General features: G+C 64.9%; 14 protein-coding genes and 1 tRNA gene. 7 read left to right on the top strand and 8 right to left on the bottom strand.

Annotated elements, in window-relative coordinates:
* Nucleotides 1-69: 69 nt before the first annotated feature.
* On the bottom strand, nucleotides 70-705 hold the full coding sequence (locus AWB82_RS19335; protein WP_086970019.1) for an RBBP9/YdeN family alpha/beta hydrolase: 636 nt from the start codon (nucleotides 703-705) through the stop codon (nucleotides 70-72).
* A 158-nt stretch (nucleotides 706-863) separates the two neighbouring features.
* On the opposite strand from AWB82_RS19335, the gene AWB82_RS19330 reads away from it, so the two are divergent.
* From AWB82_RS19330 to AWB82_RS19300, 7 genes are all read left to right on the top strand, one after another.
* A complete protein-coding gene (locus AWB82_RS19330; protein ID WP_086970017.1) occupies nucleotides 864-1670 on the top strand; it encodes a GntR family transcriptional regulator in 807 nt (268 codons plus the stop codon).
* A gap of 68 nt (nucleotides 1671-1738) precedes the next feature.
* Entirely contained in the window at nucleotides 1739-3475 is a 1737-nt protein-coding gene (locus AWB82_RS19325; protein WP_086970015.1) for a fumarate reductase/succinate dehydrogenase flavoprotein subunit, read from the top strand.
* 12 nt (nucleotides 3476-3487) lie between these two features.
* Nucleotides 3488-3733: a 4Fe-4S dicluster domain-containing protein gene (locus AWB82_RS19320; RefSeq protein ID WP_086970013.1), complete on the top strand. Its 246-nt coding sequence runs from the start codon at nucleotides 3488-3490 to the stop codon at nucleotides 3731-3733.
* A gap of 14 nt (nucleotides 3734-3747) precedes the next feature.
* The gene (locus AWB82_RS19315) at nucleotides 3748-5154 is read left to right on the top strand and encodes an ABC transporter substrate-binding protein (protein WP_086970011.1); all 1407 of its coding nucleotides are present in this window, start codon (nucleotides 3748-3750) and stop codon (nucleotides 5152-5154) included.
* Nucleotides 5155-5158: 4 nt separating this feature from the next.
* Complete coding sequence (locus tag AWB82_RS19310; protein WP_200818144.1) at nucleotides 5159-5977, top strand: ABC transporter permease; 819 nt, start codon at nucleotides 5159-5161, stop codon at nucleotides 5975-5977.
* Nucleotides 5974-6804, top strand: coding sequence for an ABC transporter ATP-binding protein (locus tag AWB82_RS19305; RefSeq protein ID WP_086970007.1), 831 nt, complete (start codon nucleotides 5974-5976; stop codon nucleotides 6802-6804). The genes AWB82_RS19310 and AWB82_RS19305 overlap by 4 nt, the downstream gene beginning before the upstream one ends.
* On the top strand, nucleotides 6801-7796 hold the full coding sequence (locus AWB82_RS19300; protein WP_086970004.1) for a HEAT repeat domain-containing protein: 996 nt from the start codon (nucleotides 6801-6803) through the stop codon (nucleotides 7794-7796). The genes AWB82_RS19305 and AWB82_RS19300 overlap by 4 nt, the downstream gene beginning before the upstream one ends.
* A 152-nt stretch (nucleotides 7797-7948) precedes the next feature.
* Here AWB82_RS19300 and AWB82_RS19295 read toward each other — a convergent pair whose 3' ends face one another.
* The 7 genes from AWB82_RS19295 to fdhE all read right to left on the bottom strand — a co-directional run bounded on the left by AWB82_RS19295 (nucleotide 7949) and on the right by fdhE (nucleotide 16456).
* Complete coding sequence (locus tag AWB82_RS19295; protein ID WP_159462602.1) at nucleotides 7949-8719, bottom strand: GGDEF domain-containing protein; 771 nt, start codon at nucleotides 8717-8719, stop codon at nucleotides 7949-7951.
* A 575-nt stretch (nucleotides 8720-9294) separates the two neighbouring features.
* Nucleotides 9295-9390: transfer RNA gene (locus AWB82_RS19290), tRNA-Sec, on the bottom strand.
* Nucleotides 9391-9455: 65 nt separating this feature from the next.
* Nucleotides 9456-10073, bottom strand: a complete 618-nt coding sequence (locus AWB82_RS19285) for a DedA family protein (protein ID WP_086969999.1) — start codon at nucleotides 10071-10073, stop codon at nucleotides 9456-9458.
* A gap of 16 nt (nucleotides 10074-10089) precedes the next feature.
* Nucleotides 10090-12093, bottom strand: coding sequence for a VTT domain-containing protein (locus AWB82_RS19280; protein ID WP_086970073.1), 2004 nt, complete (start codon nucleotides 12091-12093; stop codon nucleotides 10090-10092).
* A 39-nt stretch (nucleotides 12094-12132) separates the two neighbouring features.
* Complete coding sequence (selB, locus tag AWB82_RS19275) at nucleotides 12133-14052, bottom strand: selenocysteine-specific translation elongation factor (protein ID WP_086969997.1); 1920 nt, start codon at nucleotides 14050-14052, stop codon at nucleotides 12133-12135.
* Nucleotides 14049-15485 (bottom strand): L-seryl-tRNA(Sec) selenium transferase, encoded by a 1437-nt coding sequence (gene selA / locus AWB82_RS19270; protein WP_086969995.1) that lies wholly within the window; start codon nucleotides 15483-15485, stop codon nucleotides 14049-14051. Before selA ends, selB begins: the two co-directional genes overlap by 4 nt.
* Nucleotides 15482-16456 carry a formate dehydrogenase accessory protein FdhE gene (gene fdhE / locus AWB82_RS19265; protein ID WP_086969994.1) on the bottom strand — a complete coding sequence of 325 codons (975 nt, stop codon included), beginning with the start codon at nucleotides 16454-16456 and terminating at the stop codon, nucleotides 15482-15484. The genes selA and fdhE overlap by 4 nt, the downstream gene beginning before the upstream one ends.
* Nucleotides 16457-16525: the final 69 nt, after the last annotated feature.

Genomic DNA, 16525 nt, shown 5'->3' with positions numbered 1-16525 from the left:
CAACCGCACAACAAACAAAGGCCGCCCGAAGGCGGCCATGCATGCACTACACGTTCTCAGACAACGGCGTCAACCATACGCGCGCCGTTCCTCCTCTTCGTATTCGGGCGATGCGCGGCGCGCAAGCGTTTCGGCAAAATGCTTCGCGAGCGGCCAGGGCCCGAATCCCGCCGATGTATTGATATGCCCCGCGTTGCCGAGATTCACGAACGCGCTGTTCCAGCGCTGCGCGAGCGTGCGCGCGTCGTCGAGCGGCATCCACGGATCGGTCTCGCTGCCGACAACGAGCGACAGCGTGTCGAGCCTGCGCGCACTGAACGCCCCCGCGAAACGGAACTTCGCCGGACTCGCGGGCGCGACGAACAATACGCCCTTGACCTTCGCCGCGTGCTCACGAGAGGCGCCCGCGTGCGTGAGCGCATGCCCCGTCGCGAGACATCCGAAGCTATGCGCCGCGATGACGACCGGACCGTCGATGCCCGCGAGCACGTCGAGGACCGCATCGCTCCAGAGCGCGAGATTCGGCGTGTTCCAGTCGCGTTGCTCGACGCGCCGCGCACCGGGCATCTCACCTTCGAGCCAGCTCTGCCAATGCGCGTCCTCGCTGCCGTGCAAACCGGGCACGGTCACGAGCGTGACCGGCGGCAAAGAGGAAAAGCCCGACGTTGCTGCATTTCGCTCATTTCGCGCGCTGCGCTCATTCATCTTCGATCCTCGCTCGATCCGAACTAGTCAGGCACCATTCTCGGGCAGCGCGCGGGCGCGGCTAACCAATATTTCGTCATTTGTTTATGGCGATGCGCCCCGGGCCCGCCGCTATAATCGCTGCTCGAAGCGACCGCCTCTCTTGCCATCCCTCTCTCATGCCCATCCGTCGCCCTTCCGTCTCGCTCGATTCGCACGTGCCGCTCTACACGCAAATCAAGGATGTGTTGCGCACCGGCATTCTCGACGGCCGCTATCCGCCAATGGGCCGCATGCCCTCGGAAAGCGAGCTGATGGCGATGTTCGAGGTAAGCCGCATCACGATTCGCCAGGCGCTCGGCGACCTGCAAAATGAAGGGCTGATCTTCAAGGTCCACGGCAAAGGCTCGTTCGTGTCGCAACCGAAGGCGTTTCAGAACGTGACTTCGTTGCAGGGTTTCGCCGAGGCGATGTCGGAGAGCGGCCACGAAATCATCAACCGCGTCGTGCAAATGCGCGTCGTGGCCGCGCCCCCGGAAGTAGCCGCGCAACTCGCGCTCGCCGAAGGCAGCAGCGTCGCCGAGATTCATCGTGTGCGGCTGCTCAATCGCTCGCCCGTTTCGTACGAAGTGACCTTCCTGCCCGAAGCCATCGGGAAACGCCTGAAGCGCGCGGAACTCGCCACGCGCGACATCTTCCTGATGCTGGAGAACGACTGCGCCGTGCCGCTCGGTCACGCCGATCTCGCCATCGACGCGATCGCGGCCGCGCCGGACATCGCGGAGGCGCTCGACGTGAAGAAAGGCGCGCCGCTTCTGCGCATCGAGCGCCTCACGCACGATGCCGGCGGCAAGCCCATCGACTTCGAATACCTCTATTTCCGTGGCGATACCTTTCAGTATCGGCTGCGCATCGATCGCGAACGGACTTCGTCCGGCACGTCGCGCGTTATTCGAAGCAAGCACAAGCAAAGCAAAAACAATTGATTCCCTCGCGGTTCGCGCGCTTCTAGAATCTGGTCCTGACTTGTCATAACAAGCGGCGAATCCAGATCATGCAGACCCACGAACTCGAATACGACATCGTCGTCGTTGGCGGCGGCACGGCTGGCCCGATGGCCGCCATCAAGGCGAAGCAGCGCGACCCGAAGTTGCGCGTGCTGCTCATCGACAAGGCGCACGTGAAGCGCAGCGGCGCGATCTCGATGGGCATGGACGGGCTGAACAACGCCATCATTCCCGGCCACGCGACGCCCGAGCAATACACGAAGGAAATTACCGTGGCGAATGACGGCATCGTCAATCAGGCCACGATCTATGCGTATGCGCGCCACAGCTTCACGACCATCGAGGAACTCGATCGCTGGGGCGTGAAGTTCGAGAAGGATCACACCGGCGACTATGCGGTGCGCAAGGTGCATCACATGGGCGCGTATGTCTTGCCGATGCCCGAAGGCCACGATGTGAAGAAGGTGCTGTATCGGCAATTGAAGCGTGCGCGCGTGGAGATCACCAATCGCGTCGTCGCCACGCGCTTGCTGAATGGCCCGAATGGCGAGATCGCGGGCGTGATGGGCTTCGATTGCCGTAGCGCCGACTTCTACGTGATTCGCGCGAAAGCGGTGATTCTCTGCTGCGGCGCGGCCGGCCGATTGGGTTTGCCCGCATCGGGTTATCTGATGGGCACCTACGAGAATCCGACCAACGCCGGCGACGGTTACGCGATGGCTTACCACGCGGGCGCGGAGCTGGCGAATCTCGAATGCTTCCAGATCAATCCGCTCATCAAGGATTACAACGGCCCGGCGTGCGCGTATGTGACAGGGCCGCTCGGCGGCTATACGGCCAACGGCAAAGGTGAGCGCTTTATCGAGTGCGATTACTGGAGCGGGCAAATGATGTGGGAGTTCTATCAGGAACTCCAGAGCGGCAACGGTCCGGTCTTTCTCAAGCTCGACCATCTCGCGGAAGAAACGATCCAGACGATCGAGACGATCCTGCACACCAACGAGCGCCCGAGCCGCGGACGCTTTCATGCGCGGCGCGGCAACGACTATCGCACGCGCATGATCGAGATGCATATCTCGGAGATCGGCTTGTGCAGCGGACACAGCGCGTCGGGCGTATGGGTCGACGAACGCGCGCGCACTTCGGTGGAAGGGCTTTACGCGGCGGGCGACATGGCGGCCGTGCCGCACAACTACATGCTCGGTGCGTTCACCTACGGATGGTTCGCCGGCGAGGACGCGGCCGCGCATGTCGCCGGCCGCGCGCTGCCCGCACTCGATGCATCGCAGGTCGAGCACGAACGCCGACGCATCTTCGCGCCGCTGTCGCGCGAACATGGCCTGCCGCCCGCGCAAGTCGAATACAAGCTGCGCCGCTTCGTGAACGAGTATCTTCAGCCGCCGAAAGTCACGCGGCGCATGGAGATCGGGCTGCAACGCTTCGCGGAGATTCGTGAAGATGTCGAGCATCTCGGCGCATCGGACCCGCACGAACTGATGCGCGCCGCCGAAGTCGCCGCGATCCTCGATTGCGCGGAAATGGCTGCGCGCGCGTCGCTGTATCGCACGGAAAGCCGCTGGGGTCTCTATCACCATCGTGTCGATTTTCCCGAGCGCAACGATGACGAATGGTTCTGCCATGCGCATCTGAAGAAGGACGCGTCGGGGCGCATGACGTCGTTCAAAAAGCCCGTGGAACCGTATGTGGTTCCCGTCGACGAGTCGGAGCGCGGCGCGTATTCGCGTTTGCGTGTGGCTCGCACGTCGCAGCCGGTCACTGCATAGGAGAGAAAGAACATGGCACTCGTGCCCCGCGAAGCGCGCCTGCGCTCAAGCCTTCCCGTGATGATCGACGAAGACAAGTGCATTGCCGACAAGGGCTGCACGGTCTGCATCGACGTCTGTCCGATGGACCTGCTCGCGATCGATCCCGAGACCGGCAAGGCTTTCATGAAGTTCGACGAATGCTGGTACTGCATGCCGTGCGAACGCGATTGCCCGACCAATGCCGTGCATGTCGACATTCCGTATCTTCTTCGCTGACGAGGACCCGACACATGAAACGAACGCTATCCATCGCGCTTGCGGCCGCGCTGTTCGCGAGCGTCGCGCATGCGGAAACGATCCGCGTCGCCATCGGCACGCAGGACACGACGATCAACACCGCTGCGGGCGGCGCGTTGATCCGCGAGTTGCATCTGCTCGAAAAGTACTTGCCACATGATGGCAAATACAAGGACGCGCAATACGACGTTCAATGGAAGAACTTCACGAGCGGCGCGCCGATCACGAACGAGATGGTCGCGGGCAAGCTCGACTTCGGCTCGATGGCGGATTTCCCCGGCGTGCTGAACGGCGTCGCGAATCAGAAGGCGGGCAAGCGCAGCATCTTCATCAGCGTGTTGTCGGGCAGCGTGCGCGGCAGCGGCAATGGCATCGTCGTGCCGACGGATTCGCCCGCGCAGTCCATCGCCGATCTGAAGGGCAAGACGATTTCGGTTCCGTTCGCATCGACCGCGCACGGCATGTTGCTGCGCGCGGTCGCGGCGCAAGGATGGGACCCGGAGCGCGACGTGAACATCGTCACGCAGGCGCCCGAGGTGGCCGGGCCCGCATTGCAGACGCGCAAGATCGACGCGCACGCGGACTTCGTGCCCTTCGCCGAACTGTTTCCGTATCGCGGCTTCGCCCGCAAGATCTACGACGGCTCGCAGGCCGGATCGGCGACGCTGCACGGCACGCTCGTCGAGAAGGACTATGCGCAGAAGTATCCGGAGGTCGTCGTGGCTTATCTGCGCGCGGCGATCGAAGCGAACCGGCTGCTCACGGCGGAGCCCGAAAAGTACAGCGAACTGATCGCGAAGGTCACGGGCATCGAGCCTGAAGTGGATTATCTGTTTCACGGACCGCTCGGCTTGCAGACGCGCGATCTCACGTGGAAGCCCGAATATCGCCAGGCCGTGCAGACATCGTTCGATACGCTCAAGCTGCTCAAGCGCGCGGACGGCGATCTGAACGCGAACGCCTTCATCGACGATAGTTATGTGCGCGCCGCATTCAAGGCCGAACATCTCGACTACGAAGCCGCGTTGAAGAACTATGCGGCGACGCCGCTCGTCGCGAACGATGCGCTGACCGGCAAGCCGATCGCGAACACGGATCGCATCGCGCAGATCTGGGTGCGTGGCGAGCCGAAAGTGCGCAGCTATGCATCGCCGGAAGAAGCCGTGCGCGAACTCGGCACGCTTGCGCGCGACGGCAGGCAAGTGCGCGCGTTCTATGCGCAGGATCGCGAAAGCGGCATCAAACTGCTCGGCGATCAGGCGTGGTTCGCGAAGACCGGCGACGGCCAGTTGAACGCGTTCCTGCTGAAGGACCGCGCCGAGGCGTGGGCGAGCGCGCACGGCGCACAGGTGCTCGATTTCGCCGCCGTGCGCCAGCCCGCCGCGCTCGCCAACCGTTGAGGCAATGATGGCGACGCTCGCATTTTCCGCTCCATCGTTGCTGCGTTCGCGCGGCGCGCGCGCCGGCGTGCAGTGGGCGTCGCTCGCGCTGTGCGTCGTGCTCTGGCATCTCGCGACGACGCATCGCTGGAACCTCGGCATCGTCACGTTCGAGAATGTGCCGACGCCCGCCGATACGCTCGCGGCCATTGTCGATCTCGTGCATTCGCCCAAGCTCTTCTCCGATCTCGCGAGCAGCGTGAGACGCATCGCGGCCGGTTATGTCGCGGCGGCGGCGAGCGGCGTCCTGCTCGGGCTCGCAATCGGCCGCTCGCCGTGGTCGCGCGCAGCCTTGCTCACGCCGCTCGAAGTATTGCGGCCGATTCCCGCCGTCGCGTGGATACCGCTCGCGATCCTGATGTTTCCTTCCTCCGAAATGTCGATGATCTTCATCACCTTCACCGGCGCGTTCTTTCCGATTCTGCTCGGCACGATACACGGCGTCGAAGGCGTCGAACCGCGGCTCGTGTCGTCGGCGCGCAGTCTCGGCGCGGGCAATCGCGTGATCCTGCGCGAAGTGATTCTGCCGGGCGCGGCGCCCGCGATCGTCACCGGACTCGCCATCGGCATGGGCACGTCGTGGTTCTGTCTTGTCACCGCCGAGATGATCTCAGGGCAATTCGGCATCGGCTATTACACGTGGCAGTCGTACACGGTGCAGCGCTATCCCGATGTGGTCGTCGGCATGTTGCTGATCGGCTTGCTCGGCATGGGCAGCAGCGCGCTCGTGCGGATCGCGGGCAAGCGGCTCACGCCGTGGCTTGCGGCAGGGAGACTTCGATGAGCGCGGGCCGCATCGACCTCGAAGCGCTCGGCATCACGCTGGGCGAAGGCGCGAGCGCATTCACCGCCGTGCGCGACGTGAACGCGGTCATCGAGCCGGGAGAATTCGTCTGCATACTCGGGCCTTCGGGCTGCGGCAAGTCGACTTTGCTCGCCGCGCTCGCGGGCCACGTCGCGCCGGACGCAGGCCGCGCGACGCTCGATGGCGAGCCGATCGACGGCCCGCATCCCGAACGCGGCATGGTGTTTCAACAGCACACGCTGCTGCCGTGGCGCAAGACGCTCGATAACGTGGCGTTCGGTCTGAAGATGCGCGGCGTGGGCAAGCGCGAACGACAACAGCGCGCGCGGGCCTTGCTCGATCGTGTCGGGCTGGGCGCGTTTGCCGCGCGTTATCCCGCGCAGCTCTCGGGCGGCATGCAGCAACGCGCGGAGATCGCGCGCGCGATGCTCAACGAACCGCGCGTGCTGTTGATGGACGAACCCTTCGGCGCGCTCGATGCGCAGACGCGCGCATCGATGCAGGCGCTGTTGCTCGATGTATGGAGCGAGCGGCGTCCGACCGTCGTGTTCGTCACGCATGACATCGACGAAGCGCTCTTCCTCGCCGATCGCATTCTCGTGATGAGCCATAGCCCCGGCACGGTGCTCGAAGAACTGCGCGTACCGTTTGCGCGTCCGCGCGAACGCGAGCTCGTCACGGAGACGGAATTCGTCGCGTTGAAACGGCGCTGTCTCGCGTTGCTTCGCTATCCGCTTGCGAGCCCGATGGCTGCATCAAACGACGCGCCCACGCGCATCGACATCTCACACTCCGTTTTCTCATGACGCATACCAATCCACTTTTCGATGCCGTCACCGACGACGCCCTCGCCGCGCGCTTCACCGATACCGACGCCGCCGTGCGCCGCCTCGCCGTGCTCGAAGCGGCCGATCTCGAAGACGAAGCATGGCTGCCCTTGCTCGCCGATGCATTGCGTCACGACACGGATGCCGACGTGCGTCGCACGGCGGCCGAGCGTCTCAGCGCATGGGAGACGAACGAGGCCGTCGATGCGCTATGCGCCGCGCTCGACGATGCGGATACGAATACTCGCGAAGCCGCCGCCGACAGTCTCACTGCGTTGAAAGATCCCGTTGCGGGCGAACGCCTGCTGCCGTATCTCGCCGATGCCGATGCCGACGCATTCGCGCGCGCCGCCCTTTTGCGCGCATTGCGTGAATTGCGCTTGCCGGCGGCGGCCGAGCCTGCGCTTGCGGCGCTATCGGATGCGTCGCCGTTCGTGAGGCGCGAAGCGATCGGCGTGCTGGGCTGGCTGCGTCATGCGCATGCGTTGCCGCAACTGAAGCAACTCGCGCGCACCGACGCATCGACGGAAGTGCGTCACGCCGCCGTCGGCGCGCTGGGCTTCGCCACGGACGACAGCGTGATCGAAACGTTGACGCTCGCACTCGCCGATGAAGCGTGGCGCGTGCGCGAAGAAGCCGCCGCGACGCTCGGCAAGTTGCGTCTCGTCGCGGCGCGCCACGCACTCGAAAGCGCGCTCGCCGACGACTACTGGCAAGTCACGCTGCAGGCGGTGCGCGCGCTCGGACGTTTGCGCGATGCCGCAAGCACGCATGCCGTGTCGGACCTGCTGATTTTCCCGATCAGCAATGTGCGCAAGGAGGCCGCGCTGGCGCTGGGCGAACTCGGCAATGCCGACGCGCTCGCCGTGCTCGAAGCCGCGCTCAACGACGGCGATCCGGAAGTGCGCAAGGCCGCGCGTATCGCGATTGCGCAGATCGGTGAGCGAGGGGCTTTACATGGCGCGCGATGAAGGTGCGCCTCGTCCTTGCGCGCGAGGACACAGTCGGGTTGAACACTGTTACGTCATGCGCAAGGATGGAGATCAATTCGTGTCGCTTCGGCCGATAAAACTCGTACGATATCGCGACATCAGCAAACTCTCGGCAGCGCCAACAACGGCGTTCAGGTCGTAACAGCGGTCTTGGTCAGGGCGATCGTCTGTACGCGATTGCGACCCGCCGCTTTGGCCGCGTACATCTGAGCGTCGGCGGCTTCGACCAGGTGGGTCGGCGCAAAGCCTTCACCCGGGTTGCATGTCGCGCCGCCAATGGACACTGTAATGCGTTGATATTCGCTCGTAACGTGCGGAAGCTGCAAACCTTGAACCTCCGCTCTAATTGCATCGGCCATAACGGTTGCTACATCGGCCGTCACCCTGGGCAAGACCACCACGAATTCTTCACCGCCGTATCGACTGACAAAGTCCGCAGACCGGCGGGCCACCCTCTGAACACAGTGCGCAACAGCAATGAGGACCTCGTCGCCGGCAGCATGTCCGAGTGTGTCGTTGAATCGCTTGAAGTGGTCGATATCGATGAAAAGGACGGATAGAGGCGAACCTCGCTGCCGCGCCTTGTCCCACTCTTGAGTGAGATGCAACTCAAGACTGCGACGATTTGCAAGCCCGGTTAGCGGGTCGGTCGTTGATAACCGCCTGAGCTTTTTTTCCTTGCTGACCTGCTCTCGAAGCACAAATGCAAAGAGCCAGGAGGCGGAAACAGCCGCGGCCCCAAGCGCCACGGCGAGCACGAACACCGTTGCATCTCCGAGAGTCATTTGTACCGCATCGAGCATCAAGCTCAACAGACCAACGGCAAAGCCCGTGCCGAGGACCCCGATAATCATCGGGTGCACGCCGAGAATCTGCGCAGTCCGGCGCAAAACGAGATGCATGCTGGCGCCCGTTGAACTTCTGCGCGGCGAGCTGCGGGACTGAAGGGTTGCCATGACCGGAAATCTCATCAAATGCCGGGCCCATATGGGTACCGGGACCGCCATCCTGCTCTGGGTTTTTTAGCCTGAGCAATGGTTGACTGGGCAACCAAAATGATAATTCGTCCATTGGACCGTATCCGCGGCAAGTTGCCGCACAAATGCGTAAAACCGATATTAGTAGAGAGCTACATCGGTTAAATCGCAGCTGTCGCGCTGGAAATCTTGTCCGTTGAAGTGGGTCAGGTTGCCGTGTAAATAAACCGAGCAGGTGTTTTCGATTCACGCCGGGTACCTGAGCTTGGCGAATGTCTCGACATCGAATTAAGATCGAAACGAGGTCTACCATGACGCGAAACTCGAATACCACCGAAGTGGAATTAAGTTTGGATACAACGAGAGTGGAATTTTTTAAACGGAATAATCGGAACTGCTTTCGGACAGACGGATTCGTGGTCCAAACAATCAATTCGTGTCGCTAACGACATTAATTGATGAATTCCAAACATGTGAATGCCACCGCGAACATCGCCGATTGGCGGAAGGCAGCCGGAGTCGAACCGACCTGGGAATGTCTGACATCCCCAACCGGGTTTGAAGCCCGGCCGCACCACCGGATACGGATGCCTTCCTTTGGAAACCACAACAAAACATCTCCGGCCAGATTTCGACCGGGCGTTCGATTATAACGGCGTACTCAACCGTTGCGGTTGCGCGGGCGCGGCTGTCGTCGCCGCATCAACCGATACACGCAATACAGCAGCGCCGCCGCCACGAGCAGATCCACCACCGTCGCGCCGTGCGATTCGAGCGCGAGCACCGCGATATGCAACTGCCGCTCGAAGAGCGCGCCGCCCAGAATCCAGAACGACGCCCACGCGGCAATGCCCGCCGTATCCCAGAAAAAGAACGCGAGCGCGGCGATCTGCGTCGTGCCCATCAACGGCGGCGTGACGAGGCCGAGACCGGGCACGAACTTCGATACCGCGACGATCGGCGCGCCGTGACGCTCGAACAGTTCGCCCGTCGTGCGCATGCCGCTATCGACGGCGTACGATCTGCGCGACAGCGCCGCGACGAGCCGCCGTCCATAGATGCGCCCCGCCGAGAACCACACGCTGTCGCCGAGCAGCGCCCCGCACAGCGCCGCGAACAGCACGTGCGCGAACGACAGGCGTCCGCTCGCCACGGCCGAGCCCGCGAGCACGAGCAAGGGCGCGGACGGCACCGGCACGCCGAGGCGCGTCAGCAAAACGTTCGCGAAGACGGCGGCGCCGCCCCATTGCACGATCGCCGACGGGGGAATCTGGATCAATCGGCACCTCGAAACGTCATTCGGACCTCGACTCGACGAGCATCACCGGCACGCTTCCACATCCCGCGCTACTCGCAATTTCGATGCCGCGCCACGGCGTCCCCTCGCCATGATCGAACGCCATCGGGTCGACGCGCCGGTCCGGTCTCAGCACGTTGAACGGCCACGCCGGACGCTGCAGGCGCTCGTGCACGACCGAGCCGAGCCAGATCGGCGCAGGCGACGCGCCCGCGCCCTGGCGCACCTCGTAATGCGTCGGCCAGAAGCGCAGCACGTCGCGCTCGTCGGCGCCGCGTATCGAGCGCGCGAACACGAGTTTCGACGGCTCGCCGTTGTTCAGGCGCGGCAGCGCGGGCAGCGCGATCGCGGGCGCATTCGGCAACACCACCGACATCACGCTTTTCAGGCTGACATGCGACACCTCCGTCCAGCCGCGCGACGCCAGCAGCGCGCGAATCTGCTCGGGCGTCGCGGCCCACTGCACCGTGATCGGTTCGCGCCGGTCGCCTTCCATACTTGAGCGGTAGCAGGAAAACGTGCGCCACACCGAATCGGTCCATTGAATCGGCGTGATGACGATGGTCGATGGCACGACGCTGTGCGCCTCCGTTTCGTCGCTCATTTGCAGCGCGACGCTCGCGCAGATCACGGCGAGCACGACGACCGGCATGAGCGGCCGCGGCGGCGGCCTGGCAGGATTGCGCCACACGGCCGTGAGCGCGATCAGAAAAACCCACACGGCGGCGAGCGCCGCGCCGCCGAGCGCGTCCGAAATGGTGAAGCGGCCGAAATACAGCCCCGCGAGACCGACCGCCGTGACAATGGCCGAGGTCGCCGTCGCGATGAACACGCCGGTCAGGATGCCCACGCGCCTCAGAAGCAGGAAGGCGAGAAAGCCGTAGATCACGACGGTCGCCGCGACGTCGCTATTCGGGAAGCGATGCTGCGTCGGCGCGAAGGAAACGAGGATCGGCTCGTGCGCGGTGAAGCGGATCGCCGCGACGAGCAACTGCGAAAACGCCACGGCGACGACCCAGTACGTGACCGTGCGCCAGCGCCGCTCGAAGCTCATCCACACGATGACCGTCGCGCCGAGCGCGAGCAGCGTTTGCGTGCTGCCGAGCGTCGAGGCGACATCGAGGATCGAATCGGTCCAGGTCGAGCGAAACGATTGCAGAAGCCGGTAGATCGACACGTCCACCTGCACGATCGACGCGCCGCGCGCCACGTTCGCGAGCACCGAGAAGAAGAGAATCGCGGAGGCGAGCAGCAGCACCGAAATCATCACGATGAGGCCGGTCGCGGGATTGCCGGGATCGAGCGCGCGCGACACGAGGCGCGCGGCCAGGCCGCTGCCCTTTTGCGCCCAGGAGAGCAATGCGTCGCGCGACGCGATGGTCCAGCGCATCGCGTGCGAGACGACCACGCGCGCGAGATTGAAGACGATCCAGGCGAGCGCCGCGACGAGAATCAGGATCACGACGAGCCGGATCGACACCGCGCCCGCCAGCTCGATCGACGCGCCGAACACGACGCCCGGCAGAATGTGCGTCGGCGCCCAGATGAGCGCGCTCAGAATATTGACGACGAGAAAGCGCGCCGGCGTCATGCCCGTGACGCCCGCGACGACCGGCACGACCGCGCGCATCGGCGCGACGAAGCGCGCGAGCACGACGCTCTTCGCGCCATGCGCATCGAAATACTTCTTGCCGGCGGCGAGCGCGCCCGGATGCGCGCGAAACGGCCACATCTGCGCGATCCGGTCCGCGTAGTGCTGACCGAACCAGAAGCTCGCGGCATCACCCGCGATGGCGCCCGCGATCGCGCAGACGAATACCCAGCCGAGATTCAGCGCGCCCGCGCCGACGAGCGCGCCCGCGATGAACATCGCGGTGCTGCCCGGCACGAACGTGCCGATGAAAGCGACCGATTCGAGAAACGACGCAAGCAGCACGACCGCGAGCGCCCACTCGGGGTGGCCCGACAAGAGGTGCAGCAGCTTGAAGTAGGCATGCTCCATCGTGTGATCGACAGGCGAGTGCGCGAAAGCGCGCAATCGTCAGACGGACTCGTGCCAGCGGCTGTCGGCGCGCAACAGATGCAGGTCGCGGTGGAATCGAGTGTACCCAACCCGGTCGAAGAACTCCAAAATCTGTATCGCGCGCTTGCGGCCCAGCGCACTCGCATCGCGGAAAGCGCCCGCGCCGACCGCCCCGTCTTGTGTTTGCGCCGCTTGCGCGACAAGTTGCGCCAATGCGCCGATCGACGCCCGGCCATAGAACAAGTCGCGCACGACCTGATAGACGTCGCCGCGGCGCGCGAGCTTTTTGAGGAGCCTGCGCATTTCGTCCTCGCCGACGCCGTGCGCCTTCGCGAGATCGCGCACCCACGGCGGATCGAAGCGCCCCTCGTCCAGCGATGCGAGCACAGCGCGCGCGAGCGCTTCCTCGTTGGCGTCGAGCGTCACCGTGTGCGATGGCAGATGCAGCCACGGCCCGCTCTTCGCGATCGATCCGCTCGTCACCGCGTCATCGACGAGCGCGCGCCACAGCGCATCCGGCGCGAGCGGCGCGGCCATGCGGCGCAACCGTGCGGCGTCGGGGCCTTGTTCATCGGGGAAACGTTCGTGGAACGCGGCGAGCGCATCGACGAGGCGCGCGTTCAACGCATTCCAGTGCGATGCCGCGATTAGCAATGCATCGTCGTGCAGCGCGACGGTGCGGACATCGCCGGGCAAGGCGATCGAAGCCGTCGGCATGCCGCTCAGATGCTCGATCAGCGCGCGCGGCAAGCCGTATGGCGCCTCTTCGAAAAGCGCGTCGATGCGGCCGATGTCCAGCATCGCGGCGAGCGCATCGAGCCACGCGCGGCGTTTCGGCGTGCGGCGCTTGCGCGCGGGCGCGAATGGATCGAGCACGCGTCCGCCGCCCACCGTGCGGTTCGCTTGCGCATTGCGCACGATGAAACGGTCGCCGGGCAGCGCGCAAACGGGTTGATCGAAGACGAGTTGCACGCGCGCCGCGTGCCCCGAAGCGAGCGTGTCCGCTTCGAGCAGCGCGACGTGCGCGACGCGATGCGTCGTGCCGAGATGCACATGCAGAGGCGCCCAGTGCGTGAGCGTGAGTTGCGCATCCGCCAGCAAGCTCAGTTCGACATCGATTCGCTCGGACGCCCGCGCGAGGCGCGTATCGACGATCCAGTCGCCGCGTGCGAGCGCGTTCTTGTCGACGCCCGCGAGATTGAGCGCGCAGCGCTCGCCCGCGCGGCCCGTCTGCGCGGCGCGATTCTGCGCGTGAATGCTGCGCACGCGCACGGGCTCGCCGCACGGTTCACGCGGCGCGAGCGCGAGCATGTCGCCAACGTTCGCGCGGCCCGCGAACACCGTGCCCGTCGCAATCGTGCCCTGCCCCGTCAACGTGAATACGCGGTCGACCGCGAGCCGGAAAAAACCGTCATCGCGGCGCGTGTGCCAGTGAGCGGCGGCATCGTGAAGATGCGCTTGCAACGAAGCGACGCCCGCGTCGTCGTGCTTTGTCGCATCGGTGTCGAACAGGGGCGCATCGCGTAACGGGCTGCGCGCGAGCAACGCCGCGATTTCGGCGTGCACGTCGCGCACGCGCGATGCGTCCACGCGATCGCACTTCGTCACCGCGACCGCGCCGCGCGTCACGCCGAGCAGTTCGAGGATCGCGAGATGTTCACGCGTCTGAGGCATCACGCCGTCGTCGGCGGCGATCACCAGCAACGCGAAGTCGATGCCGCACGCGCCCGCCGTCATGGTGTGCACGAGTTTCTCGTGTCCGGGCACGTCGATGAAACCGAGCACGCCGCCGTCGTTCAACGGCACGTATGCATAGCCGAGTTCGATCGATATGCCGCGCGCCTTCTCTTCCTTCAGCCGGTCGGTGTCCACGCCCGAGAGCGCGCGCACGAGCGTGGTCTTGCCATGATCGATATGCCCCGCCGTGCCGACGATCATTCGCGTGCGTCCAGTTGCGCGATGAACGCCGCTTCATCGGCTTCTTCAAGACAGCGCAGATCGAGACGCAACGCGCCGTCCGCGATGCGCCCGAGCACCGGCCGCGGCAAGTCGCGCAGGCGCTTCTCGATGCGATTCAGTTGTCCGCCCGGCCGCTTGCCGCTCGCGAGGCGCACCGCGAGGCCGTAGCTCGGCAGCACGTCGACGGGCAATGCGCCGCTGCCGATCTGGCTGAACATCGGCTCGGCGCTGACCGTGAAGGCATCGCCGATCATGCGTTGCAACACAGGCTCGATGCGTTCGGCGGCGAGGCGCATTGCGTCGGCGGGACGCGTGAGCAGGCGCAATGTCGTGAGACGTTCGGTCAGCGTTTCAGGCGCGCGATAAAGACGCAGCACCGCTTCGAGCGCCGCGAGCGTCAGCTTGCCGACGCGCAGCGCGCGCTTGAGCGGATGCTTCTTGATCTTCGCGATGAGATCCGCGCGCCCGACGATCAGCCCCGCTTGCGGCCCGCCCAACAGCTTGTCGCCGCTGAATGTGACGACGTCCGCGCCCGCCGCGACCGTTTCGCGCACGGTCGCCTCGCGTGGCAAGCCCCATTGCGCGAGATCGACGAGCGTGCCGCTGCCCAGATCCACCGCGACCGGCAGTCCGCGCGCTTTCGCGAGCGGCGCGAGTTCCGCGAGCGTCACTTCCTTGGTGAAGCCGCTCAGCGCGTAGTTGCTGCAATGAACCTTCATGAGAAGCGCGGTCTTCGCGTTGATCGCTTCGTCGTAGTCTTTCAGATGCGTGCGATTCGTCGTGCCGACCTCGCGCAGCTTCGCGCCCGCGCGGCTCATGATGTCGGGAATGCGAAACGCGCCGCCGATCTCGACAAGCTCGCCGCGCGACACGATCACTTCCTTGCGCGATGCGAGCGCGGAAAGCGTCAGCAACACGGCCGCCGCGTTGTTGTTGACGACGGTCGCGGCCTCGCCGCCCGTCAGCTCGCAGATCAGGCCGTTGATGAGATCGTCGCGATCGCCGCGCGCGCCGGTATCGAGATCGAATTCGAGGTTCGCCGGACGCGTGAGAACCTCGGCCACCGCGCGCACCGCTTCATCGGGCAGGAGCGCGCGGCCGAGATTCGTATGCAACACCGTGCCCGTGAGATTGAAGACGCTGCGCACGTTGCTGCGCGCGCGCTTCGCGAGTCGCGCGTCCACCGCGAGCGCGAGCTGCGAATCGCTCAGCGCGTCGACGGATGCGCGGCCCGCCTGGGCGTCGCCGCGCCACGCATCGAGCGTCGCGCGCAATGCGGCGAGCGCCTGCGTGCGGCCGTATGCGGCGATCACCGCCTCGAATTCCGCCGACGCCAGCACGCGCTCGACCGATGGCACACGCGCCATCAATGCGCGCAGTGCGCTGCCGTCGCCGCCTGTGACGTCGCTCATCGATCGTCTTCCGGTTGTTCGGGCCACAGCCACGGATGCGGCGCCGCGCGCCGAAAACCCGCCTCGCCCATCAGCAGATCGAGCGTGAGGCTCGCGAGATCGTCGGCATAAGGCTCGAAGTCGTAGGCTTTCTCCTGATAGCCGATCTTGCGATACGTGCCGCATTCATCGCACGATTCCGCCTTGAGCGGCGCGCTTCTCGCCTTCGCGGTCTTTTCGTCCTCGGGTTCGTCGCCCGCGCCCATCACGTGATACGCGATGCCTTTGGTCGAATCGCAGTTCGTGCATTTCGCGCGGACCACGTGGAGTTCCGTCGCACATAGCCCGCATTGCGCGTAGCGATAGCCTTCGTAAGCTCCGCCCACGCGCACGATGCTCGCGACCGGCACCGAGCCGCATACGGGACAGACGCCGGGCGTGTCGAGGTAGGGCACGTCCTTCATGTCGATGCGGCTTGCGAGATCGGTCCACATGACTTGCAGCGCGGCCGCGACGAAGGGCGCGGCGGCCGGATCAATCTCGGCGAAGCGCAGCGCGAGGATCGCATCGGCTTGCGCGTCGAGCGCGGCGGCGTCGAGCGCGCGCAGGCGAGCGATGAGTTGCACGAGCGGAGGCGTCAGCGCGCCGTCTGCTTCGATGCTGTCGAGCAGCATGAAAAGCACATCGCGCCACGCGGGATCGCGATCGTCGGTGAGCGCGGGAACGATCGGCATCGAATGACGCTGGTTCAGCTCGATCGATGCGCGCGAGGGCATCGGCGCATTGAAACGGGCGAGCGCGCGCTGCTGTGCGTCGGCGAGCGCGGCCATCAGGCGCAGATAACCGGAGATGGGATTGCTCGCCTGCGCAAGCTGCAAAAGACGCGCGGCGCGCGCGGCGAATATCGTCGCGCGTTCCGGCATGCGCAAACGCGGAATGGCCGAGGGATCGAGCGATTCGATGCTCTCGGCTTCGACTATACGTTGGACCACGGAAGGTTTCCTCGCGGGGAAAGCGGTCGACCGAGCATATCAGCAAATTCGATATGACCTGGACCGCAC

It is taken from the genome of Caballeronia glebae (genome assembly GCF_001545035.1).
GTDB classification, from domain to species: domain Bacteria; phylum Pseudomonadota; class Gammaproteobacteria; order Burkholderiales; family Burkholderiaceae; genus Caballeronia; species Caballeronia glebae.
The sequence above is the reverse complement of the archived record's forward strand: the minus strand, read 5'-3'. Positions and strand labels throughout refer to the sequence as shown.